This is a genomic window from Lysinibacillus sp. GJ-1 (genome assembly GCF_021166035.1).
In the GTDB taxonomy this organism is placed as follows: Bacteria; Bacillota; Bacilli; order Bacillales_A; family Planococcaceae; genus Lysinibacillus; species Lysinibacillus sphaericus.
Genome location: NZ_CP088912.1, coordinates 239,530 through 263,367 on the forward strand (window position 1 = coordinate 239,530; position 23,838 = coordinate 263,367).

The following is a 23,838-nucleotide window of genomic DNA, read 5'->3' on the forward strand; positions in this document are numbered from 1 at the left end:
GAAAAAGAAACAAGACAAGGGAAATGAAACAAGCGTCAAACTTCTGTTCAATTTACCTTGTCTTGTCAATAAAACGGCTTGCGATTTCGTTAGCATGATTTTGCTTTCAGCGCTATGCTGTCAGTGTGGTTGTGGTGTCGTCCGATTGGCACGACGGATGGTGAGTTCGAAACGGGGTCTTCGATTACCATACAGTCTAGTGCGAATATATCTTTAATTAATGAATTAGTAATAATGTCAGATGGCGGTCCTTCTGCCACGAGCTTCCCTTCATGTAGGGCAAATATATAATCTGCATAACGTGCTGATAAGTTAATGTCGTGTAACACCATGACAATCGTTGTGCCATATTTACGATTTAAATCTGTCAGTAAATCTAAAATTTCTACTTGGTACGTAATATCTAAGTACGTTGTTGGCTCATCTAAAAATAAAATATCTGTTTGTTGCGCTAATGCCATGGCAATCCATACGCGCTGTCTTTGCCCACCTGATAATTCATCAATATGGCGATCAGCAAATTCTGTAATGTTCATCATTTCCATCGCTTCTGCGACAGCCTCATAATCTTTTTTAGACCAACCTTTTAAAAAGCTATGATGGGGGAAGCGCCCTCTACCAACTAAATCCGCAACTGTTATTCCTTCTGGAACGATAGGGCTTTGTGGTAACAAGCCAAGTATTTTGGCAAGTTGCTTCGGTGGCATTTTTTGAATAGCTTGCCCATCTAACGTTACTTGCCCTGAAGTCGGCGTAATGAGTCGTGCCAACGTTTTTAGTAGCGTGGATTTTCCACAACCGTTGGCTCCGATAATTATGCTTATTTTATTGCTAGGAATCGTTACACTAACGTCTTGTAAAATCGTTTTATTGTCGTAACCAGCAGTAATTTGCTCCGCTCGAAATGTATGTGTTGGCTTCATATTATAAATCTCCTTTTCGATTGATACGAATTAATAAATAAATTAAATACGGTGCACCAATAATCCCCGTAATTACGCCAACAGGATATCTGGTATCGAATGCAAACTGACCGATTAAATCTGCGGCCAATACTAAAATAACGCCAATTAAGCCTGCAGGCACGATATTTGAAAAGCCTACACCAACAATCTTTTTGGCAATAGGACCTGCTAGAAATGCAACAAAGGCAATTGGTCCAGCAGCTGCTGTAGCTAACGCAATCATTAAAACCGAGCTAAGTAATAGCACCAACCTCGTTTTGTTTGGAGCAACACCGAGTGATGTCGCTGCTAGTTCGCCAAGCTCTAATATTTCTAATCGACTAGCCAAACAAAGAACAATGGGTGTGCAAATTAAAACAGCTATGATTAATGGATAGAGGTTTTCCATTTTCGCCCCATTCAAACTGCCACTTAACCAACGCATAGCAGAAGGTAGGTCATGCGTATTACCAATTACCATTAAATAAGAAATAAACGCATTTAACATTGCTTGAATACCGATACCAATTAAAATTAATCGACCAATTGAAAAAGAGCTACCTTTAGATAAAATAAAAATAACGATAGCAGTTAAAAGACCGCCAACTACTGAGGCAATCGAGACAAGTGCATTACTCGCATGCAGGACAATAATACAAAAAACAGCAGCAGCACTTGACCCAGCAGTGATGCCAATTACATTTGGATTGGCTAATGGATTGCGCAACATTGTTTGGAAAATGTAGCCCCCAGCACCAAATGCAAAGCCAGCAAATAGTCCGACGATCATTCGGGGTAATCTGATTGCGCCGATTGCAAAGGAAGCGCCTTTGACATTCTCACCTAAAAGTACGCTGACAACATCTTTTACCGGATAAATGGTATTGCCTAACATGAGCATCAAACCCATAAGTACAATTGAAATAAGTGCTAGCAAACATGTCATAAGTAGGAAACGACGTTTTCGTTTCATTCTTGAATTATAAATAGACATCATTGTTTCATTCATCATAATGCACGCATTTTCGCTTTCATTGTAATAAAAATTAATAGGGGAGCTCCAATGAAGGCAGTTACAATACCTACTTCAAGCTCGCTCGGACTCCCTAATAGTCTTCCACACACATCAGCAATGGTTAAAATAATTGCCCCAGCAAATGCTGAAAGTGGAATAACATAGCGCACGTCTGGGCCAATAATTAATCGAATTAAATGCGTCGCTAACAAACCGATAAACCCAATCGGTCCAGCTAATGCTGTTGCCACACCACACAATAACACACCGCCAAATGAAGCGAGCAGGCGAATTGTCCCCGTTTTAACACCTAAGCCAGTCGCTACATCATCTCCTAATGCTAGCGCATTCAATGCTGGCGCAGAAAAGATAGCAATACAAAGTCCAACTATTAAAAATGGGATAAACAGTGAGATATGATCCCAGCTACCAGAACCTACACTACCAACTTGCCAAAATCTAAACTGGTCCATTACTTTCGTACGTGGAATCATAACGGGCACAACGAGTGAAGACAGTATGGCACTTGTAGCAGCGCCGGCTAAGACGAGTTTGATTGGTGTTGCGCCGCCACTCCCGATTGAACCAACAGTAAAGACAAAAATAGCGGTAAGCATTGCACCTGCGATGGCCAGCCAAATATATTGATTAGCGGAACTAATATTAAAAAAGGCAATCCCACAAACAACAAATAAGGATGCCCCTGTATTTACACCTAGTATACTTGGGTCCGCAATTGGATTGCGCGTTACAGACTGCATTAATGCACCCGATACACCTAAAGCGGCACCACACATAAAACAAAAAATTGTTCGAACAACTCTTTGTCGAACAACACTTGCCTCATGAGAAGCGACTTCTGAATGGAATAGACCATCCAGAAGTTGCGTCCAAGTAATCATCCGAGAACCAAATATAAGCGATGCCATCACACTTAGACAAAGCAATAAGGCGAGCAAAATAATCAGCTTGCCGAAGTTACGTGGCATCCATACATGCTTATTTTCTGAAACGGAAGTATTCATCATATTATTTCAGCTTTTTCGCAACATCAGAGATTAATGCTAAGTACTCGTCAATTGTATATTGAATTGATAATGGGTTTGGATTACCTGCGGCAGCTAATGGCGTATTATCAGTAATGACAATGACTGAACCATTTTGGATTGCTGGCACTTTTCCTAAAATAGGGTCAGCTTGAAGTGCAGCTAAAGTTTTATCATCCCCATATGTAATAAAAATTTCTGCATCCTTTAAAGCATCTGCATTTTCAGCACTTAACTCAATATAGAAGCTAGAGTCATCTTTTACTTGCTCTTTAATACTTGGTGGATATTCCATACCTAATTCCTCTAAAAATTCACCACGAGGATCTGCAGGCGTATAAATATAAAACTTAGATAAATCAGTTGCATTGAACGAAGCAAATACAGCCTTTTTGCCTTTTAATTCTGGTAATTCATTTGCCTTATCAGCAATTAACTTCTCTGTATCAGCAATCAATTGTTTGCCTTCCTTTTCCATACCCATACCTTTTGCATTGTATAGGATTTGGTCGCGCCATGAAATAACCCATGGAATTTCTGGGTACGCCACAACTGGTGCAATTTGACTTAATGTATCGTAGTCTTCTTGTGTAATACCTGAATAGGCAGCTAAGATTACATCTGGATTTGAATCAGCAATTGCCTCAAAATCTAAACCATCCGTATCTTGATAAATATTAGGATTTTCTTCACCTAACTCTTTTAACTTGTCAGCTGTCCATGGCAGCATACCACTATCATCCTGTACGCCGTAGTTTGCAGCAGAGAAGCCCACTGGCACAACACCAAGTGCTAATGCGACATCATGGTTTGCCCAAGCAATCGTTGCAACGCGTTCAGGTTTTTTATCGATTACAGTTTCTCCAAAAGCGTGCTTAATAACAATTGGATACTGTGTATCACTAGCATCGGATTCTGGTTTTGAATCACTAGATGCAGCACCGGACTCTTTTTCTGCACATCCAGCTAAAGCTAAAGAAAAAATAGCTATAAATAACATTGTAAATAATGAAAAGTAACGCTTTGAATTCATATTAGAATAACACTCCTATTAACAAAATAATTGATAATGATTATCACTATCGATTGTAGTATATAACCAATACATATATATTTCAATAGAATATTTTTTAAATTAAAAATTGCGAAGTCTAAACATTTTATCTTTTCTCTTCATTAATCTGCAATATAGTTAAATAATGAATATTCTGATTTTATGCAGAATTGGTTGTTGGAAATGATACTATGAAGAAGGAAGAGGAAGTTCAATTTGAAAAAAGGGGGGCTTTCATGTCAGAACAAGAACGAGAAAATTTAAAAGCGAAAGAACAGCGAAAAAACCCTGGAGGTGCTTTGAACAGTGCATCGGCACAAGCGCATACTGGTTCACCTAGCAAAGGGTGTTTAGTTAATATTGGTTCCATTATCATGATCATCGTTATTATTTTGTTGGTAAAAGCATGTGCAAATTAAAGTTTTCAACTTAATAAAAAGGGACGCTATCCTTTAGTTTGGATAGTTTTTCTTTTTTCTAGGATAGCATGATTTAGTTGTTGCATAATATCTTCTGCATCTATATTTTTAGCTCCTTGGCAAGTAATACATCTCTCCTCAAATTAATAAGGTAGGAGGCTAGTTCAGCTTCTGTCTTCAATCTAAATATCCCTTTAAGGAACAGAGGAAAGGTGTTAAAAATTTAGAAGGGTTCACTTGTTGTTGGTAGCGAAGGCGTGACTCCTGTGGGAACGCACACATCGTAAGACGCTGGCATTCCGCGCGTTAGCGAGGATTGCGGCTTACGTGTATGCCTGCGGAAAGCACCGCCGAAGGGAACAACAATGGCACAGCAAAAAAGTGTTAGATTGACTGCCATCAATCTAACACCTTTTCTCTTTTGCCCCACGCTCTTGGTGGTTAGCTAAAGTCCACAAACATGTTCAAATCAATTTTTTCATACTATAAGACATGCTTAGTCTCGGAGGGGGGTTGTATGTTTTTTCTGAAGAAAGGCTTGGTCATCATAATAGGTAGTATCTGTATATCATTAGGCATTAATCTATTTCTAACACCGTACCAAATACTAGATGGAGGCGTTGTAGGGGTAGCGCTTATTTTGTACTATTTGTATCAACTAAAAATCGGACTTATGATTATTATTTTAAGCATTCCAATATTTGTTATAGCTTGGTTTAAATACAGAGCTTATTTCTATAATAGTGTACATGGGTTAATTGGCTCGTCTTTTATCATTGACCTGTTTAGGCCTATAAGAAATATAATTCAAATCGATGCGATTTATAGTGCAATTTTTGGAGGGATTTTAGTAGGTTTTGGCATCGGTTTAATGCTTCGCTTTCAGACAAGCACTGGTGGAACAGATCTAGTTGCACAGTTTTTAAGTGATAAAACAGGCATTAATGTGGGGATTCTTATTTTTTTTATTGATTCGATTGTTATTGTTTTAGGTGGGTTTCTATTATCTTCTAATACATTAATCCTTTCCATAATTACTGTGTTAGTAGTGGGTATTACGACAAGTATGATAACCAGTTATGCAAAATAAAAAATAGCTTCAGTAAACACTGAAACTATTAATAGGTGAGCGTTAAGGTCAGTTATTCATCATCCGCTTTTTTGGATAGGCGGGTTTTACTTCCGCAATTAAAATAGCTAGTAAAATTAATACTGCGCCTATCACCATTCTGCCTGTCAGTACTTCATGCAAAAATATTACCGAAAGCACCATACCGAAAAAGGATTCTGTTGACAAGATAATGGCTGCCTTTGTAGCAGTTGTATATTGATTGGCCACATTTTGAAAAAGGTACGCAATAGTAGTTGAAAAAATCCCTAAATAAATGATTGAATAGATTGCTTCTTTTTCAAGATTAGTAGGGATATCGCCTTGACTGACGACGACCAAGATACCGATAACGGATGCTGTTATAAACTGCACAATGGTAAGAGCGATTGCATCTTCCTTTTGTACAAAAAGGTTTGTACAAAAAATATCGAAAGCAAAGGCAACAGCACATGCTAGAGAAAGGGCATCTCCTATATTCATTGTGAGGGAACCTTGTAATGATAAACAGCCAATTCCAACAAGCGCTATAATAGAGCCAATGATTTCGTAACCATCGATTCGGCGTTTATAGACGGCATAAGCAATAAGTGGAACAACGATTACATTAACAGCGGTTAAAAATGCATTTTTAGAGGGAGTTGTATATTGTAAACCAACTGTCTGAAGGGCAAAGGCAATATACAATATCGTGCCTAGTAAAACACCTTTCCAAACGACTGATTTTGTTGCTTTTTTTAATTTGTATCCAAAAATGACGGTTAGTATAATCGAAGCTAATATAAATCTTCCTGCCATCACTTGATAAGCAGTTAAATATTCTAGTGCAATGGCTGTAACAACAAACCCACTACCCCAAACGATAGCGGTTGTAAGCAACATGCCATCAGCTATGTATTGTTTCATCTTTCTTCCTCCTAACTCCAATAAGAATAGCATGAGAAGGAAGAAAATATTTTGACTTTGTTTCTAAACTTTCAGGCGTTTTTTTGTACTTATTCCAAAGCGAATATTTATTCTGCTATTTTGCTATGTAATAAGTACAATTTAACGGCTGCTGATAAGCGTTCATAAAAAACATAATCATTATCTTGCGGTGCTACCAATTGGCGGATTTTTGTCATGCGATATCGGATAGTATTTGGATGGCAGAAGTGCGCAACTGCTACTTCTTTTATGTTACCCTTTTTTGCGATATACGTGATTGCGGTATTGATGAAATCGGTATCAACCTTTTCATCAAGTAAAGGCCCTAGATAGTTTTTTACATAATGCATGGCAAATTGAGGATCTTTGCGATGTAGCTCAATAAGCAAACTATCAGAACCAAGCTGTGTGTAATGACAAGTAGGGGTCATATCAATTTCTGCCATTAAGCGGGCAGCGAAAGCTTCCCGTACTGCAAGGTGAAGTGCCATTTGTGTGCTATGCACCTGGCTATAGCCAACAGTCAGTTTGTCTGTCGAAATATCATACATTGTAAGCCATTCATTAAGAAATTTTTCAAATTGAAAATGCTGTGATAGATTGGTCATTAAGATAAAGAGGCTATTTTTATATTTACAAATAACGCCTGTTTTTAATAGTGGTTCCAATTGCAAAAAAGGTTGCATCCATTGTGCATTCGATACGGCTTGCATTTGAAAATTCGCTACGAATACATATTTTTCAAATGGTTTGTTCAATTGTTGTAAAAAAGATGTGATTTGTTCTGCAGAGACATCTTCGTTAATGAGACGTTTCATAATGGTTTCTAGAAAGAATGTATAGTCTTGCGTTTTTGCATAAGCCATTGTTTCTAAAATAATTTTTTCAAAAAATTCATCCCCACCAAATCGCAGTATTGGGAAATGATGTGCATTTGCTAAGGCGAGTACTTCCTCTGGTAGTTCGTTATAAATAACGGGTTTATATGCTAAAGCGCTTGCTTCTAACTGAATCAGATTTTTTACAGCATTTACTAAATAATCAGGCTGTTGTTTTGCAAATAATAAGCTACTAAGGATTACACTATTTGGTGTAAATATCGTTTCTCGAACAGTGTGAATATCAGGCGAAAATTCAAAATCTAGAATTTCAACATTTTGGACAGGTTTATGTAAACCGTTGCTACCTGCAACGACTGTAAAATCCTTTGTAATCGGCAATTGCAAAAAGTTTTTTACGTTCATTATGGAATCTAGCTACCTTTCCAGTAATTTATTATTAAGTATCGTACCATCATTTTAAGATAAATGAATATAGTTATTGTCTTTTATTGCAAATTTTATTGTTTCCATAGAGCCTATGTTCAAAAAATAACTATGTTCATGTACAATCCCTTCACTTGATGATTCTGAAATCAACTTCGTTCTTTTTACAACTACTTCACAGAGCGTTTACAATTAAAGCTTACAATGGATACTAATAACCAATTTAAGAGGTGCAAAAAATGGAGTCTGTTGTGAGACAAAGCGTAAAGACAAGCAATTTATTCTTATATTTAAATCATCTATATGAACAGCATCAAAGTAATACTTTATATATAAAACGTTTAAAAGCATTAAATAAAATTATCGAAACAAAAGATTTACATACTTTTTTTCAACCGATTGTAGATTTACAAACAGAGCAAACAATGGGATTTGAGGCATTAAATAGACCAACGCCCTCTGATTTATTTAACAGTGTCGATCAATTTTATGAATTTGTAGGTCAAACGGATTGCGTGTTTTTATTTGAATGCTTTTGTCGTAACCTATCATTGCAACGCTTCAAAGAGCGCCTTCACGGGGAGTTACTGAACCAAGATTATATCCTATTTCTTAATATCCACCCTAATGTATTACTGGATAAAAAATATAATAGTGGAGAAACATTACAACTGCTAAAAGAGCTCGGTATTAAACCACAGCAGGTAGTCTTTGAGTTAACAGAACGCAGCGCTGTGTTAGATTTTGTAGAGTTCGAAAGGGTATTATCACATTATCGTTCGCAGGGTTATCGAATTGCAGTGGATGATATGGGGTCCGGCTATAATAGTTTAAAAACATTGATTTATTTAAAACCTGAATTTATTAAGTTGGATCGTTCGTTAATTCAATATATCGATAAAAACAGTGAGCAGCAGCAGCTTGTTACATTGCTTATGAAATATGCGGAGCAAGCTGGAACAAAAATTATAGCAGAAGGCATAGAACGGCAAGAGGAGATCAATTATTTGCAAGACATTGGCATCCATTATGCACAAGGGTATGCGTTAGGGAGGCCATCAAAAGACATTCAATTGGGGGAATTAAGGGTGGATGACCATGCAGATAGGAGAAGTCACAGAAAACGTTCCTAGTATTGATGAATTTGTGAAAAACAAAGATGTAGATTTACTTTTTACAAGCAATCCATCATTGCGAAGTGTTGTTGTTGTACGAGATGGCAGTCCAATTGGACATATTACCCGCACACATTTCTATCAAAAAATTGGTACACGCTATGGCTATAATTTATTTATGGGTCGACAAAACCAGCTGATTATTAAAGATAATCCTCTAATTGTAGATTATGACACACCTATTATTGAAGTCAGCACGGAGGCGATGAGCCGACGTGCAGAGGACCTATATGATGATATTATTGTTATTAAAAAAGGTGTCTATTTCGGTGTGGTCAGTATTAGAGAACTGTTGTTAAAGCTTGTAGAGACGCAAGTAGCGATTGCAAGTTTTTTAAACCCACTAACAAGCTTACCTGGTAATAAATTAATAGAAGAAAAATTACAAGCTGCATTACATCTTGAAAAATATAGTCTCATTTATTTTGATTTGGATCACTTTAAAACGTATAATGACACCTATGGTTTTAATAAAGGAGACAAAATTTTACTGTATTTAACAGATGTTCTCAAAAGAAATATTGCAGCTGGAGAAGATTTTTTAGGGCATATAGGTGGCGATGATTTTGTTGCTATACTCCCACACTATGAAGTCGCAATCATCTGTCAAACGATTATAGAAGAGTTTGATGCGCAAATTATTGATTTTTATGAACTAGAGGATTTAGTAAAATTACAAGTTCCTAATAGGACTGGAAAATTAGAGCGTTTTACATGTACTTCGTTATCTATTGCTGTTATTACAAATGAATACCAGCAATTTACTTCAGTTGACCAACTATCCGATGCAGTAGCACGATTAAAAAAGGAATGCAAAAAGATATGTGGAAGCTGTTATTTAATTAATGACAAAGCAACCTACCTTATACATTAAATTTTTAAGATGCAGGGTGAATTACCCGCGGAATAAAGAGGAATACCCGCGAAATAGGGTAGATTACCCGCGGAACAGAAGGAAATATCCGCGAAATAGTATGGTATACCCGCGGAACAGAGGGATACCCGCGAAATAGGGTAGATTACCCGCTGAACAGAGAGATACCCGCGAAATAGAGTAGTTTACCCGTGGAACAAAGAGGAATACCCGCGAAATAGAGTAGTTTACCCGCGGAACAGAAGGAAATACCCGCGAAATAGAGTAGTTTACCCGCGGAACAGAAGGAAATACCCGCGAAATAAAGTAATATACCCGCGAACAACATAAAAACCTACCTCGTCTTATAAACGAGGTAGGCTTTTTATTAGTAAGCACTCCAGCCAGCATCTGCCGCTAAAGCGACACCGTTAATAAAGCCGGAATCTTCAGAAGCTAAAAATAGGGCAATATTAGCAATATCTGAAACTTGACCAGCTTTTGGCATAAGTTGCACACCGCGTACAGATTGTTGCATACCAAATGGATCTACATTCGTCATGGCTGCTGCAAAGCCAGTTTCTACATGTGCAGGTGCAATTGCGTTGCAACGGATATTTTGTGAACCGTAGTGGGAGGCAATATTTTTTGTCATACCTACAACTGCGTGTTTCGCTGTAGTATAAGCTAGTCCACCGCGGCCACCTGTTAATCCAGCAATGGAAGCCATGTTGACAATTGTTCCACCGCCATTTTCAATAAATATTGGTAATACTTGTCGAATAGCTCGCATCACACCACTTACATTAATGTCCATCACACGTTGCCAAACCGCATCTTCAACATTTGCCGCCGCCTGCATATTGTCACCAACTCCGGCATTATTGACTAAAATATCTATACGACCAAAATGAGCCACCGTAGTAGCCATCATTTTTTGAATATCTTTTTCTACCGCAACATTTACTTTGACACCAAATGCCTCAAAACCAGCTTCATTAAACTCATTCACAGTAGCATTTAATGCGTCCTCATTGAAGTCAGCAATAACAACTTTTGCCCCTTCTTGTGCATATTTACGCGCAATTTCTTTACCGATTCCTGCTCCACTACCTGTAATAATAGCCACTTTATTTTGCAATTTACCCATAATTATTCTCCTCTTTCAATATAAGTTTACTATTAAACTAATTTGATTTTAGTCCTTTTCAATTGTTAAATCAAAGAAATTGAACCGCTTACATGTTTAAAAATCTTAATCTTAATAAAACATACTTGAATAATAGGTATTATAGGTATATAATTCGATTTACATTCTAATAAAACATCTTAGGAGGCTTTCTATTGTCAACTTTACAAGTCATTCTGAACGTAGCACTGTTACTTGTCTGCGTTGGAATTTTAGTTATTATGAATAAAAAACACGTGAAATTCTCAAATCGTGTTTTTGCTGGTCTAGGTTTAGGTATCGCACTAGGTCTAGGGCTGCAATTGTTTTACGGTATTGACTCAGAAGTTTTAACCAAGACAACATCTTGGTACAACATTATTGGTACGGGTTATGTGAAACTGTTACAAATGGTGGCAATGCCTCTAGTATTTATTTCTATTTTGATTGCCTTTACGAAAATGACAATTGGCAAAAATTTTGGCAAAATGGCCGCTTTAATTTTAGCAATTTTAATCGGTACTACAGCAGTATCAGCCGCAGTAGGGATTCTTTCGGCTACAATATTTGATTTAGATGCTACTCAAATTATGCAAGGAGACGCTGAAACAGAGCGTGGGGCATATATAGAAGAAAAGACAACGGGCATGACTGCACCTGATTTACCAACGCAAATTATAGAATTATTCCCAGCGAATCCATTCCTTGATTTAACAGGTGCTCGTTCAACATCTACAATTGCAGTTGTTATATTTGCAGCATTTTTAGGTTTTGCTTATTTACGTGTCGCACGTAAAGATGGTGAGATGGCTGCAACCATTAAAAAAGGCATTGATGCAGTGCATGCATTAGTAATGGGTGTTGTAACAATTGTTTTACGCTTAACACCATATGGTATTTTAGCCATTATGGCACGTACGGTCGCAACATCTGATTTTGGGGCAATTTACAACTTAGGTAAATTTGTTATTGCTTCTTACGTTGCGTTAATTATTATGTTCCTTGTTCATTTACTAATTATTTCATTAAGCGGTCTAAATCCGTTTACGTACTTAAAAAAATCACTTGAAACACTGTTATTTGCCTTCACTTCACGTTCAAGTGCGGGGACTTTACCTATGAATATTAAAACGCAAACTGGTAGACTTGGTGTACCAGAGGGGATAGCAAACTTCGCAGGTTCATTTGGTTTATCAATTGGTCAAAACGGATGCGCTGGTGTATATCCTGCAATGCTTGCAATTATGATTGCACCAACTGTCGGCATTAATCCACTTGATCCTGTATTTATCATTACAGTTATTGCAGTGGTAGCAATAAGTTCGTTCGGTGTAGCAGGTGTTGGTGGTGGTGCAACATTTGCAGCTATCCTTGTGCTATCAGCGCTTCACCTACCGGTTGCACTTGCCGGTATTTTGATTTCAATTGAGCCATTAATCGACATGGGGCGTACGGCTCTAAATGTAAGTGGGTCAATGACAGCAGGTGTTACCACAGCACGTGTAACGAAAGAGTTGGATACAGAAATGTATAATAATAAAGCGGTTAGTGCACAAGTTTCGGACTTATAGGCTTGTAAAAATAAGTTTCGAACATAACAAACATAGCAAAAAAGTGTTAGATTGATTGAAGTCAATCTAGCACTTTTTCTCTTTTGTACAGTCAATAAGTATTTTTTATGTTTTCAGTGCTTTTGGCTGTGTCATCAATGTACTTTGCAATAATATGGTTGTCAGCTGTGATGTTTTCAATTGATGCATTCATTTGTTGTAAGGTGGCAGTGGCTTCCTCAATAATGGCAGCAAAATCATTTGTCGACGAGTCAACATTTTTGCTGTTCACAGCTACTTCATTTGATAAATGCTCAAATTCATTAAATTTTATTTTTAATGAATGTAAAATATCGCTTAATTGAATAAAGTTTGAATTAACTAACTTTGTAGATTCGACACTTTGATGCAATGTGTCGCTACTTTTTGTCATGTTCACCTGTGCTAATTTATTCGTTGTATTGACATCCGTTAAATTTTCACTGATTTTGACAGTAAGATTATTCGTTAAATCCGCTAAATTTCGTATTTCTTGCGCCACAACAGAGAATCCTTTTCCAGCATCCCCAGCACGAGCCGCCTCAATAGAAGCATTTAATGCCAATAAATTTGTCTGTTCTGTTATTTGTTGAATATCATTGGCAAACTGATTTGTTTCTTCAATTTTTTCCGTTAAAGTTTTAAAGTTTTCACTTAAGTTGGTTATCACATTTTGCAGACTATTCATCTCTGTTGTAAGATGATTTATTTTATTTTGTCCTTCAACCGCTAAGTTGCTAGATTGAATAGAGTCATCTATTAAACGAACTGTTATGTCATTCATAGAATGGATTGCTGCTAAGTTACTTTGTGCACTGTCCGCTATTTTAGATATTTGCTCACTTTGTAACATACTCCCTGATGAAACTTCATTCATGGCTAGTTGAATTTCCTCTTGCGATCTTAAACCAAATTGAACTTTTTCGTTAATTTTACTAATGCTTTCAGCAATAATAGCGATTTCCCGTTCTAAATGAAGTTTATGTTCTTCTTTTGTTTTTGCATCAGCTTCTGCGATTTCACTATAAGCTTGTAACTTTTTAAATTGATTTTGATTCATACGTATTAAGATTGTTAACAGAAATCCAATAAACAAATAAATGATAACAAAAGAAGTCATTTTTTCACTAGCAAATTCAGGTTTAGGGAAGAGATAAATTAAACCAAGCGTTATAAATCCTAAACTATAGCCGATGCTAAATATTTTGGTATTAAATTGAACAGCAGAGAAGATAGCAAAGAAAAAAATAGAAAGAGCAGTGGATAATTCCCCACCATAAATCATGACTAAACTAATATTAAAGATATTCATAATGATTACTATCAAGTAGGGGAAGACATACTCTTTTTTATATCGATTACTGACTATGTATAACAAAGGATAAAAAATTATTTGAACACTATAGAAAAAGATAATCCAAAAATCCGGTTTTAAAGATAATGTACCGACTAAACCTAAAATTGTCGAAGCTAAATAAGTGAAAAGCATCAGCTTGTTTTTATTTTTCAAGTCCATTAATTTTAATTGCTCAATCATATTGCACTGAAGACCTCCTGTTTAATTTATACTAATTAAGGGGATTGTTTACCTTTAAACTAGTTATTAAGATTGATTATAGTTATTTTAACTGGAAGTAGTAAAGAATTATTTTCAATTTTTACCGATGTTAGTTAGAACTACCTACGGAATCAATATTGAAATTGCAAAAATAAATTTTCAATTAGAGAGAAAATGTTATGGCAAGTATTTCTCGTTCAATAAATAAATTTTCTGTGAAATTAATTAATTTAATATTAAACAGTTTAATGTTAAAATAAATTGCAGGTCACAAAAGTTTCACATTTATTGGAGGTGATTATGTGGCAAGAAAGCAGGATAAAGTCTAATACAGCGCGGTTTTAGAGGATAAATGGTCAACTGCGAATTCGCTTGCAGAATTGTGACAAGTAAGCTACCGCAGACTTAATAAAAAGAAAGTAGTAGCTTTTTGGAGACAATCTATGTACAAGGATTCCTCTGCATTTGTTCTTTAAACAAGGAAGCCGTTCATTCTTTTTATGAAGTAGTTCTTACTTGAACCATGTGCAATAGCTTAAGCTAATGGACAAGTTAAGTAATGCAAATATATAACAAAATATCTTTTCAATCATTGCATATGTGCCAATTGGTATCCAAATGGCGAAATTTGACGTTTTGTGTAAAATAAAGTCGTTTATATAAAAGGAGAAATAGAGAAATGAGTGCTAATAAGAAAAGGCTTCACTTTGCATGGCTAGTATTACTAGGTTTATGTATTTCAGTTGGTTTAGCAAAGTCAGGATTAAACAGTTCGGCAGGACTATTCCTATCACCAGTATCTGAAGACATTGGTGTAGGTCTGGGTAATTTAACGTTATATCTAAGTATTTCATCTATCGTTACAATGGTATTTTTACCGATTGGCGGGAAGTTAATGGCGAAGTATGATACACGTATGTTACTTAGCATTGCAATTATTTTACAAGCGGGTGCATTTGCTTTATTCGGTATGATGAGTTCTGTATGGGGATGGTATATCCTTGCAATGCCATTAGCTGTTGGTGGCGTATTAATTACAGTATTGGCAGGACCTGTTTTAGTCAATCAATGGTTTAAACAACGCAGTGGACTAGCATTAGGTATTATTACTGCTTCTGGTGGTTTAATCGGGGCGTTTACACAACCTTTAATTGGTAACTTAATTGCCACTCAAGGTTGGAGAAGTGCATATATTATTGTAGGTGTTGCAGCGATTATAATTATCGTTCCAACAATTATGCTATTTTTAAGAAAATCACCACAAGAAAAAGGGCTATTACCTTATGGTGCAGTGGACAATAACAATGTAGAGAAGAAAGTAGAAACGGATACTAGCAATACGGGAATCTCGTTTGCGGATGCTAAAAAATCGTTGTCATTTTCATTGTTAATTCTGTTCTTCTTCATTATTACATCAATAGCAAGTTTTTCAATCCATATTCCAACATACCTTGTAAATCAAGGATTTAGTGTGAAGTTTACTGGTAATGTGATGGCTGCTTTAATGGTTGGTGTACTGTTAGGGTCAATTATTTTCGGTTATTTAATTGATAAAATTGGTGCTAAAAATACGACTGTTATCGCCATGTCTATTGGTTTAGTGTCTATGATTTTATTGCTCTTCTTTGTTGAAAGTACAATTGCGATCGTTGTAGCTGTTGGTCTTTTCGGATTTGTCACAGCTTGTATAGGAACATTAGCGCCTGCTATTACTTCTGCTTTATTTGGTAATAAAAATTACAGTCAAATCTATTCGACAGTTTCAATCGGTTTGGCAGTAGCGGGAATTATTGCACTTCCAGCGTATGGCTATATTTTTGATTTCACAGGAAGCTACACAGCTGTTTTATATATTATTGTAATTATGTTAATCATGAATATTGTTTCTGTCTTAGTTGCTTTCCGTAATAAAGAAAAAATGGTGCAAAACGGATTGTGGAAATAAGATATTAATTGGCAAACTAAAAACTACACCTAACTTGCTAGACAAGTAATGGTGTAGTTTTTGTTTTTCAGGATAATTGTTTGAGAATTGTTTGAGTGACTGGCACCCAGTTAAATAATTTTTACATAAAAGTCTTTGCCGTTTATAATGTCAGTTACTTCAATGTTGTAATGAATTTTATAGTAATCATAAATATTTCGTGCTAAACCGGAGTGTCCATTTAAATAAGTTCCCTTTTTCACCTCTTTACGTGGATTGTGAAAATCAAAATATAGGCGCGAATCGTGGCACATCGAGTTTAAAATGGCTTTAAACTCCTGTTCCTCAATATGAATTCCTCGCGTATACTGGCACTCTCGGCGATACGTATCGTGTGAGACATTCACTGGTGAAGACTCAAGGGTCATTTCGATTTTTCTATTCAAATGTCAACAGCTCCTTTCAAGATTCCTAACTATTCTCTCTATTATAAAATTGTCAGAAAATTATATCAATATTTATCTATAGTGAAGAATGAAGAAATGTAACTTGTAGGGGAGGGATAGGGTAATCTACCAATCTTGCTGTTGCATTTCCTCTGCGATTACTTGAAGATCATAGGAATTAATGGTTAGAAGCGTATAGTCGTGGGTTTCCATATATTTTTCTGCCAAGTGCTTGATATACTTCGGAGAGCCTTCGTTTTCTTCATCATAAACAAGTAACAAACCGTCCGAATTTTGAATAATAAACTTGTCCTTCTCTGTAAACTGCCAAGGAGCCTCATACGGCTTTTTCGTGACACTTGTTACAAAGTCTGCCTGTGCTACTAGTGACAAATATTTTTCTTGTTTCATTTCTTGCCAATTTTTTTCTTGCTCTAAAAATGGTGTGATAACTGCATATTTTAAGTCAGGAAATTCCTCTTTTAATGTTAAGACAACCTCTACGCTCCATGTTTCAACACCTTGTTGTCCGCTGATAATGACCCATTCTAAACCTTCATCTAAAAGATTTCTCAAGCGATTTTCTAAAGCTTTTTTGATAATGGAGATACCAGGATGTTTATCATTGAAAATGCCAAGCTCATGTGGTTTATAGCCTGTAATAATTATTCGCTGAAGCACTAAAACGCCCCCTAAGCTGTTTGTATGTATCAAGTATACAGCAGGGGACGTATGAACACGAATGACAAATCTAGCAGGTGTGATGCCATATATTTATTTATTTTACGGTAGTTCCCAAGAAAATAATGACGCTTAAAATGCAAAAATTGTTAAGACTACAGTTGCTGTTGCACAAATGCCAAGAAACCACCAAGTGTCTGAGAAATCTTCTTTCGTTTCACTATTCATAGGACATACTCCCTTTCTGTTTAATGCGTCCAGTCCAAGACCAATTTGTCCACATACGTAACAACGCTTCAAATGAGCCTCGTTTAAATTTCTTTAAATAAACAATGCTTAATATGCATTGCAAACTATATACTGCAATTCCCAAAATAACGCCGCCAAAAACGCCCAATTTGCCAAATAAACCTAGTCCATAACCGTAAAACACGGTCGTACAAATCACCGTTTGTAATAAATAATTGGTAAGCGATAATTTCCCCACACTTTCAAAAGCGATAGACAGACGTTGAATAGGTCGGAAATGAAATAGTAGAGTAGTAAAACAAATATAACCAACTGCTAACACCATTGAGCCACCTACGAGCAATATAGAAGAAAATGGGCTATCGATAAAACTAATGCTTTTACAAGTGATGCCTATTGGAACAAATAATGAGCCGAGGATATACCATTTCTTTTCATCTTGCATATTTTCAAATGCATGATTTTTCGCTAGCGCCATACCTAAAAGAAATAATGGTGCAAAAAATAACGGTGCAAATAAAATCATTATATAAATCATAACTGGGTCATCTATGTCAGGAGGCATGACGTTTAATCGAAAGTCGAAAATTTCTTGATAGCTTCCATTTGCATAGGTAGTATTTGCTTTATCAATATATACGGCCATTTCTTTGTCATCTTTTGCTGATATTTCATCTGAACCATAAGTTAAAGCGGTTGTTAATACAAACAATACGCTAGCCCAAATAACTAATGTTTTTGGTTTGCGATTTATAAATGGAATTAAAAATAATGTAATAAATCCATAAAACAGTAAAATGTCACCTTCCCATAAAAATGTTGCATGAAGTCCGCCTAAAACGATTAATCCTATCGCTCTACGTAAAATAGACCAGCGACTTTTGCCTTTTTTATTGCGAACGGACTGTATCATTTTAATAAGGGAATAGCCGAATAATATAGTGAAAATCGGCATAAATGAGCCTTCGATAAATATTTTTACAAAATATAAAGCTCCTGTATCAAGAAAGGAAAGATCACCTAACTTTTCTTTGCCATACATTCCATACTGAAAAATGAGCAAGTTGGCCATTAAAATACCAAATAAACTAAATCCACGCATTGCATCGATGAAGCGTACACGATGTGCTGTCATTGCCTTTTAACTCCTTTATTGGTTAACTTATATATAGTGTAGTTGGGAAAGCTTATCGTGAATTAACGACTACCTTAAAGTAATCTTAAAAGTAGGTGACAAGGTGCAAGAAGCGGCGATATTTGTGTTAGAGGATGAACGTGCCATTGCGGAAATGATTGAAATTATTTTAAGAAAAGAAGGTTTTGTAAATATTACGTTATGCACGACGATAGAAGATGGGAAAAAAGTGATCGAGCAAAATGTTTTTGATTTTTACTTATTAGATATTATGCTACCAGACGGTAGTGGGCTTGATTTGGCGGAAGTTATTCGAAAGCAAAGTGATGCACCGCTATTTTTTTTAACAGCCAAGAGCAGTGATGCAGATAAACTTCGAGGGTTTATGAATGGCGCAGACGATTATATTACGAAACCGTTTAATCCGCTTGAGCTAGTAGCAAGGGTAAAAGTCCAATTTACTCGATATATGAAGCAAAAGAATGTATCTGGAAGTCACGTTTACACATGTAGCCGTTTTACTTTTGATATAGATGCAGCAGAAATAACTGTAGACGGAAAAAAGGAATTGATTAGCGGTCGTTTATTTTACTTATTGAAGTATTTATGTGAAAACGAGGGGCAAGTATTATCGAAAGAACAAATTTATGAACGTGTGTGGGGCGATTTTTTATTTGACGATAATACGGTAATGGTTCATATTCGCAAGTTACGTGAAAAAATAGAAAGGAATCCTGGTAAACCAACTTGCATTATTACGGTGAGAGGGATTGGCTATAAATTAGTTGGAGATGATCAAGTATGAAGCCGGCAGGGAAATTATCACTGCGTTTTGTATCCTACTTTATCATATTTTATTTACTTATCATTTTGGGCTTCATTATTAGTTTAGTGGTTTTTGGACTTTTTATAAATGAACGAGTCGGTGATAACATCCATACGATGAGTTCTTTTGAAATCGAAGATAATGCAATTGTGAAAAATGGTAAATCCGTAAAAATAGCCGATTTCTTAGAAAAACGCGCAGAGGAAAATGTAGGGCAGTTATATTTATTGAACAATGCCATGGAAATTGTCGATTATACAGGGGATAGTTGTGAGCTGTGTAGCATGACGGACCGTGAAATTATGGCGCTTAAACGTCCAGGCATGCATACGTGGGAAATACCCAAATACTATTTGTTGTTTTTACCTACATCGCCTTTGCAGCCTATGTTCAATGAGGTCTTGCAGGTGATTCGTGAAAAGAAAGAATTCCCTTCGGAGCTACTCGAACGCTTACAAGCTAATCAGATTGCGATTGAAATTTATAATGAGCGTTGGAATCGTGTAAAGGTAATCGGGGAGCATTATAAGAAATTGCATAAGCCGCAGTTGCTAGATGAAAAATATGATATTTTTGAGCAAGCCGAGCTTAGGCAAAGTACGTCATTAGAAGATGGTTCAACGCTAATAGTACGTATGCCAAACCCCTCCTATAAGCCATTTGAAGAGCCTTTTAATAAAGCAATGATTTTATTTGTGTCTATATTTTTTGGCGGGCATAGTATTTTGTTGGTAGGGATTATTTTGTTATCCATGAGCATTTCACGTCAATTTGTAAGGCCCCTTGTATATGTAATCTCTCGTATTGAACGACTAACGCAGTTCGATTATAGGGAAGTAAGTGATAATAAAATCCATCATCAAAAGACAGGTAAATTGAAAAGGAAATTTAAGTTATTCCAACCTGTTGATGAATCGCTTAATCATTTATCTGAACGTCTTGCTTCCAACGAAAGACAAATTCAGCAATCCGAGCAATTACGAGAGGAATGGATAACGGGTTTGTCGCATGATTTAAAGACACCATTAAGCTCGATTTATGGGTATTCTACAATGCTTGCTTCCGAAGAGTATGAATGGACGAAAGAAGAGATGCGAATATTTGCGAATACAATGCGTGAAAAAGCCAACTATATGGATTTACTTATACAAGATTTAACGTATTCTTATCAATTAAAGAATAAAGCAATCCAGCTCGAGAAAGTATCATTAGCACTTGCCACATGGTTACCCCAATTTGCAGATGAGCAAGTATCAATCAAAGTATATGGGGACGTAATGCTTGAAGCAGATGAGCTTTTATTAAAGCGCATCTTAGATAATTTAATTACCAATGCTAAAAAATACACACCAGAAGGTACGAAGGTTCTTGTAGAGGCTCAAAATATAGACAAAGGCATTAAGCTAACGATTACAGACCAAGGTCCAGGTATTCCACAAGATGAATTAGACAATCTTTTTGAACGCTATTATCGTGGTACAAATACAACAGATGATGCAACGGGCACAGGTCTTGGCTTAGCCATTACGAAACAACTGATTGATTTGCATAATGGAACAATATGCGTTCATTCAGATAATAATGGTACTATCTTTGAATTAAAATTTCTTGAAAAATTGCCCTTATGCTAACAATGTTTAATCATACAAGCTAACCATTAAAAAACCGCTAGAGGCTCATGCTTCTTAGCGGTTTTTTAATTATTTGGGGTGGGACTGTTCATTAGTTAATGCCACAAACAAAATATGAATGAAGAAGATTACTCGTTGTTGGAGTGATCTTTTTTTATGTAAATAGAAAGTGTCATGCTATTCACAAAGTTGTCAATGTCGTTTTTTTATAGTGGAAAACCCCTATATTTCTAAAAAGTTGGGTTGCTTATACTGGTTGCATAGAAGAAAAAGGAGATGCAATTTTATGAGGAATCAATGGGTTGATTCGTGTGGTAAATAAACAACAAAATCGTATTGCATATAAATCCCAAGAAAAAAAGTTAATCATTATTAGTTTTGTAATAGCTGGGATAATGTTGATGTCATTTGTCGGGAGAATATTTAGTAGCTAGGAGATGTATAAATATGAATGATTCAGCTGTATTTTGGAGCCGTGCCTTAACCGAATTAACATTATCTTTCCATATTATTTATGCAACAATTGGTGTTGGTATACCGCTGATGATTATGATCGCTCAATGGGTTGGGATTAAAAATAATGATGAGCATTATTTATTACTCGCTCGACGTTGGGCACGTGGATTTGTTATTACAGTAGCAATTGGCGTTGTGACAGGAACTGCAATTGGCTTGCAACTTTCTTTATTATGGCCAAACTTTATGGAATTAGCTGGTCAAATTATTGCTCTACCACTATTTATGGAAACGTTCGCGTTTTTCGTTGAAGCCATTTTTTTAGGGTTGTATTTGTATACATGGGATCGCTTCAAAAATCCGAAGAGACATTTACTATTATTAGTACCAGTAGCCATTGGTGCTTCTATGTCAGCAGTATTTATTACAATCGTGAATGCCTTTATGAATGCACCACAAGGATTTGATATTGTGGATGGGGAGCTAATCAATATTCAGCCCATACTAGCTATGTTTAATCCGGCAATGCCGACAAAGGTAGCGCACGTTTTAGTAACATCTTATATGACGGCAGCTTTTTTATTAGCTTCCATTGCTGCCTATCGCATGCTACGAGGGTCTGCGCACGTATATCATAAAAAAGCGCTGTATTTACTAATGAAATTAGGGTTAGTCTTTTCACTGGCAGCACTTGTAGTAGGAGACTTTTCAGGCAAATATTTAGCGGAATATCAACCTGAAAAATTAGCAGCAGCAGAATGGCATTTTGAAACGGAAGAAGACGCTTCCCTTGTTTTATTTGGTGTATTGGATGGAGAAGACATAAAATACGCTATTAAAATACCTTATGCTTTAAGTGTATTAGCGCATAATAATCCGTTTGCAGAAGTGACGGGGCTTGATCAATTTCCGAAAGATGAACAACCACCACTCTATATTCACTATTTATTCGATGTAATGGTGATGATTGGCACGTTATTAATTGTAGTGGCAGCTGTTTATGTTCTGGGTAAATGGCGAAATTGGCGATTTGTTTCGTCTAAACTATTTAAAAGAGTAATTGTTGCAGGTGGTCCACTTGCACTTATTGCAATAGAAGCGGGCTGGTGGTTAGCTGAAGTAGGGCGACAACCATGGATTTTAAGAGGGTACATGAAAACATCGGAAGGTGCGACTACGAGTGGGCAAGTAGATACGATGTTAATTCTATTTGCGGGCTTATATATCGTTTTAGCAATTGGTAGTATCATAGCGCTTATTCGGATGTTCCGTGACAATCCAATTGAACGTGAACTTGCAGAACATAAATTAGTTGAAGGTTGTGAAGAACCATGAGCTTAGAAGTTTTGGGCATTTCTGTACTATGGTTATTTCTCTTTGGTTATGTCATCGTTGCATCTATTGACTTTGGGGCAGGCTTTTTTAATGCCTATAGTGTAATGATTGGGAAAGATCATATCTTATCACAAGTGATAAAACGCTATTTATCACCAGTGTGGGAAATTACAAATGTTTTCTTAGTTTTTTTCTTTGTAGGTATTGTTGGTTTCTTTCCGCAATCAGCTTACTATTATGGCACAATTTTGCTAGTACCCGTAAGTATTTCTCTAATTTTAATTGCAATTCGGGGGAGTTATTATGCATTTGAATCTTATAGTGCAAAAAGTGGACACATTGGCTATAAGCTAATGTACGGTGTCACTGGTTTATTTATCCCAGCATCCCTTTCCATTGTATTGACGATTTCCGAGGGTGGATTCGTAACAATGGTAAAGGATCAGCCTCATTTGGAAATTGCGAAACTTTTTACTAGTCCTTTAACTTGGTCAATCGTGTTGTTAAGTGTTGTAGCGGTTCTGTATATTTCCGCAGTATTTTTAACTTGGTACGGTAAAAGAGCGAACGATGAACACGCTTCCGATTTAATGAGAAAATATGCACTTGGCTGGTCAATTCCACTTGTTGCAAGTGTTATCGGGATTATGGTGGAATTAAAGGGGCACAATACTGCGCACTATGAAAATATGCTGAATTTATGGTGGCTATTCGCCATGTCAGGTGTTCTTTTTATCATGACTCTAATCCTTTTAGGCGTTAAGAAAAAATATGGGCTAGCCGTTATATTATTGGTCGTACAGTTTGGCTTCGCCTTTTTCGGCTATGGCATTTCTCATTATCCTTACTTGTTGTACCCATATTTATCGGTTCATGATAGTTTTACAAATGAATCGATGGCGATAGCATTGGTCATTGCCTTTATTGGTGGTCTTGTTTTACTCATACCTTCACTTTATTTAGTGATGAAATGGTTTGTATTTGATCGTGATTATGCTTGTGGTAAACGGAATCATCACGTATAGGAGGTTTTA

General features: G+C 36.3%; 21 protein-coding genes. 10 read left to right on the top strand and 11 right to left on the bottom strand.

The annotated features are described in order from the left end of the window. Positions 1 to 89: 89 nt before the first annotated feature. The 4 genes from LO754_RS01135 to LO754_RS01150 are packed head-to-tail and all read right to left on the bottom strand — an operon-like array spanning position 90 to position 4,038. The gene (locus LO754_RS01135) at positions 90 to 923 is read right to left on the bottom strand and encodes an ABC transporter ATP-binding protein (RefSeq protein ID WP_231785415.1); all 834 of its coding nucleotides are present in this window, start codon (positions 921 to 923) and stop codon (positions 90 to 92) included. A gap of 1 nt (position 924) precedes the next feature. Beyond that, positions 925 to 1,956, bottom strand: a complete 1,032-nt coding sequence (locus tag LO754_RS01140) for a FecCD family ABC transporter permease (RefSeq protein WP_231785416.1) — start codon at positions 1,954 to 1,956, stop codon at positions 925 to 927. Next, positions 1,953 to 2,987, bottom strand: coding sequence for an iron ABC transporter permease (locus LO754_RS01145; RefSeq protein WP_231785417.1), 1,035 nt, complete (start codon positions 2,985 to 2,987; stop codon positions 1,953 to 1,955). The genes LO754_RS01140 and LO754_RS01145 overlap by 4 nt, the downstream gene beginning before the upstream one ends. A 1-nt stretch (position 2,988) precedes the next feature. Beyond that, the gene (locus LO754_RS01150; RefSeq protein WP_024360839.1) at positions 2,989 to 4,038 is read right to left on the bottom strand and encodes an iron-siderophore ABC transporter substrate-binding protein; all 1,050 of its coding nucleotides are present in this window, start codon (positions 4,036 to 4,038) and stop codon (positions 2,989 to 2,991) included. A gap of 257 nt (positions 4,039 to 4,295) precedes the next feature. Between LO754_RS01150 and LO754_RS01155 the strand changes: the two genes are divergently transcribed. After that, entirely contained in the window at positions 4,296 to 4,478 is a 183-nt protein-coding gene (locus LO754_RS01155) for a DUF6366 family protein (RefSeq protein WP_024360840.1), read from the top strand. A gap of 517 nt (positions 4,479 to 4,995) precedes the next feature. Beyond that, positions 4,996 to 5,568: a YitT family protein gene (locus LO754_RS01160; RefSeq protein ID WP_231785418.1), complete on the top strand. Its 573-nt coding sequence runs from the start codon at positions 4,996 to 4,998 to the stop codon at positions 5,566 to 5,568. A 48-nt stretch (positions 5,569 to 5,616) separates the two neighbouring features. Here the strand turns inward: LO754_RS01160 and LO754_RS01165 are convergent, their stop codons facing one another. Further along, entirely contained in the window at positions 5,617 to 6,492 is an 876-nt protein-coding gene (locus tag LO754_RS01165) for a DMT family transporter (RefSeq protein ID WP_231785419.1), read from the bottom strand. Positions 6,493 to 6,599: 107 nt separating this feature from the next. Then, positions 6,600 to 7,757, bottom strand: coding sequence for a PucR family transcriptional regulator (locus LO754_RS01170; protein WP_024360843.1), 1,158 nt, complete (start codon positions 7,755 to 7,757; stop codon positions 6,600 to 6,602). Between the two features lie 260 nt (positions 7,758 to 8,017). On the opposite strand from LO754_RS01170, the gene LO754_RS01175 reads away from it, so the two are divergent. Together LO754_RS01175 and LO754_RS01180 are read left to right on the top strand one after the other, a co-directional pair. After that, a complete protein-coding gene (locus LO754_RS01175; protein ID WP_024360844.1) occupies positions 8,018 to 8,911 on the top strand; it encodes an EAL domain-containing protein in 894 nt (297 codons plus the stop codon). Continuing rightward, on the top strand, positions 8,877 to 9,827 hold the full coding sequence (locus LO754_RS01180) for a GGDEF domain-containing protein (RefSeq protein ID WP_231785420.1): 951 nt from the start codon (positions 8,877 to 8,879) through the stop codon (positions 9,825 to 9,827). The genes LO754_RS01175 and LO754_RS01180 overlap by 35 nt, the downstream gene beginning before the upstream one ends. A 367-nt stretch (positions 9,828 to 10,194) precedes the next feature. On the opposite strand, the gene LO754_RS01185 is transcribed toward LO754_RS01180, so the two are convergent. Beyond that, on the bottom strand, positions 10,195 to 10,956 hold the full coding sequence (locus LO754_RS01185) for a glucose 1-dehydrogenase (protein ID WP_231785421.1): 762 nt from the start codon (positions 10,954 to 10,956) through the stop codon (positions 10,195 to 10,197). A 194-nt stretch (positions 10,957 to 11,150) separates the two neighbouring features. Here LO754_RS01185 and LO754_RS01190 point away from each other — a divergent pair, with 194 nt between their 5' ends. Next, a complete protein-coding gene (locus LO754_RS01190; protein ID WP_231785422.1) occupies positions 11,151 to 12,545 on the top strand; it encodes an L-cystine transporter in 1,395 nt (464 codons plus the stop codon). Between the two features lie 91 nt (positions 12,546 to 12,636). Here the strand turns inward: LO754_RS01190 and LO754_RS01195 are convergent, their stop codons facing one another. Then, positions 12,637 to 14,100: a methyl-accepting chemotaxis protein gene (locus tag LO754_RS01195; protein ID WP_231785423.1), complete on the bottom strand. Its 1,464-nt coding sequence runs from the start codon at positions 14,098 to 14,100 to the stop codon at positions 12,637 to 12,639. A gap of 700 nt (positions 14,101 to 14,800) precedes the next feature. Here LO754_RS01195 and LO754_RS01200 point away from each other — a divergent pair. After that, positions 14,801 to 16,066: an MFS transporter gene (locus LO754_RS01200; RefSeq protein ID WP_024360849.1), complete on the top strand. Its 1,266-nt coding sequence runs from the start codon at positions 14,801 to 14,803 to the stop codon at positions 16,064 to 16,066. 110 nt (positions 16,067 to 16,176) lie between these two features. On the opposite strand, the gene LO754_RS01205 is transcribed toward LO754_RS01200, so the two are convergent. The 3 genes from LO754_RS01205 to LO754_RS01215 all read right to left on the bottom strand — a co-directional run bounded on the left by LO754_RS01205 (position 16,177) and on the right by LO754_RS01215 (position 18,556). After that, complete coding sequence (locus LO754_RS01205) at positions 16,177 to 16,491, bottom strand: hypothetical protein (RefSeq protein ID WP_024360850.1); 315 nt, start codon at positions 16,489 to 16,491, stop codon at positions 16,177 to 16,179. A gap of 126 nt (positions 16,492 to 16,617) precedes the next feature. Further along, complete coding sequence (locus LO754_RS01210) at positions 16,618 to 17,172, bottom strand: SLOG family protein (RefSeq protein WP_024360851.1); 555 nt, start codon at positions 17,170 to 17,172, stop codon at positions 16,618 to 16,620. Between the two features lie 220 nt (positions 17,173 to 17,392). Beyond that, positions 17,393 to 18,556, bottom strand: a complete 1,164-nt coding sequence (locus LO754_RS01215; protein ID WP_231785424.1) for a DUF418 domain-containing protein — start codon at positions 18,554 to 18,556, stop codon at positions 17,393 to 17,395. A 103-nt stretch (positions 18,557 to 18,659) separates the two neighbouring features. On the opposite strand from LO754_RS01215, the gene LO754_RS01220 reads away from it, so the two are divergent. The 4 genes from LO754_RS01220 to LO754_RS01235 all read left to right on the top strand — a co-directional run bounded on the left by LO754_RS01220 (position 18,660) and on the right by LO754_RS01235 (position 23,829). Beyond that, positions 18,660 to 19,361, top strand: a complete 702-nt coding sequence (locus LO754_RS01220) for a response regulator transcription factor (RefSeq protein ID WP_231785425.1) — start codon at positions 18,660 to 18,662, stop codon at positions 19,359 to 19,361. Continuing rightward, a complete protein-coding gene (locus LO754_RS01225) occupies positions 19,358 to 21,013 on the top strand; it encodes a sensor histidine kinase (RefSeq protein ID WP_024360854.1) in 1,656 nt (551 codons plus the stop codon). Before LO754_RS01220 ends, LO754_RS01225 begins: the two co-directional genes overlap by 4 nt. 447 nt (positions 21,014 to 21,460) lie before the next feature. Beyond that, a complete protein-coding gene (locus LO754_RS01230; RefSeq protein ID WP_231785426.1) occupies positions 21,461 to 22,804 on the top strand; it encodes a cytochrome ubiquinol oxidase subunit I in 1,344 nt (447 codons plus the stop codon). Then, the gene (locus LO754_RS01235; protein ID WP_231785427.1) at positions 22,801 to 23,829 is read left to right on the top strand and encodes a cytochrome d ubiquinol oxidase subunit II; all 1,029 of its coding nucleotides are present in this window, start codon (positions 22,801 to 22,803) and stop codon (positions 23,827 to 23,829) included. Before LO754_RS01230 ends, LO754_RS01235 begins: the two co-directional genes overlap by 4 nt. Positions 23,830 to 23,838 lie beyond the last annotated feature (9 nt).

Coding starts and splice junctions, on each gene's coding strand:
- LO754_RS01215 (WP_231785424.1), bottom strand. CDS start 18,556: ATGACAGCACATCGTGTACGCTTCATCGATGCAATGCGTGGATTTAGT.
- LO754_RS01165 (WP_231785419.1), bottom strand. CDS start 6,492: ATGAAACAATACATAGCTGATGGCATGTTGCTTACAACCGCTATCGTT.
- LO754_RS01195 (WP_231785423.1), bottom strand. CDS start 14,100: ATGATTGAGCAATTAAAATTAATGGACTTGAAAAATAAAAACAAGCTG.
- LO754_RS01175 (WP_024360844.1), top strand. CDS start 8,018: ATGGAGTCTGTTGTGAGACAAAGCGTAAAGACAAGCAATTTATTCTTA.
- LO754_RS01180 (WP_231785420.1), top strand. CDS start 8,877: ATGCAGATAGGAGAAGTCACAGAAAACGTTCCTAGTATTGATGAATTT.
- LO754_RS01150 (WP_024360839.1), bottom strand. CDS start 4,038: ATGAATTCAAAGCGTTACTTTTCATTATTTACAATGTTATTTATAGCT.
- LO754_RS01185 (WP_231785421.1), bottom strand. CDS start 10,956: ATGGGTAAATTGCAAAATAAAGTGGCTATTATTACAGGTAGTGGAGCA.
- LO754_RS01135 (WP_231785415.1), bottom strand. CDS start 923: ATGAAGCCAACACATACATTTCGAGCGGAGCAAATTACTGCTGGTTAC.
- LO754_RS01235 (WP_231785427.1), top strand. CDS start 22,801: ATGAGCTTAGAAGTTTTGGGCATTTCTGTACTATGGTTATTTCTCTTT.
- LO754_RS01200 (WP_024360849.1), top strand. CDS start 14,801: ATGAGTGCTAATAAGAAAAGGCTTCACTTTGCATGGCTAGTATTACTA.
- LO754_RS01225 (WP_024360854.1), top strand. CDS start 19,358: ATGAAGCCGGCAGGGAAATTATCACTGCGTTTTGTATCCTACTTTATC.
- LO754_RS01230 (WP_231785426.1), top strand. CDS start 21,461: ATGAATGATTCAGCTGTATTTTGGAGCCGTGCCTTAACCGAATTAACA.
- LO754_RS01155 (WP_024360840.1), top strand. CDS start 4,296: ATGTCAGAACAAGAACGAGAAAATTTAAAAGCGAAAGAACAGCGAAAA.
- LO754_RS01140 (WP_231785416.1), bottom strand. CDS start 1,956: ATGATGAATGAAACAATGATGTCTATTTATAATTCAAGAATGAAACGA.
- LO754_RS01170 (WP_024360843.1), bottom strand. CDS start 7,757: ATGAACGTAAAAAACTTTTTGCAATTGCCGATTACAAAGGATTTTACA.
- LO754_RS01145 (WP_231785417.1), bottom strand. CDS start 2,987: ATGATGAATACTTCCGTTTCAGAAAATAAGCATGTATGGATGCCACGT.
- LO754_RS01160 (WP_231785418.1), top strand. CDS start 4,996: ATGTTTTTTCTGAAGAAAGGCTTGGTCATCATAATAGGTAGTATCTGT.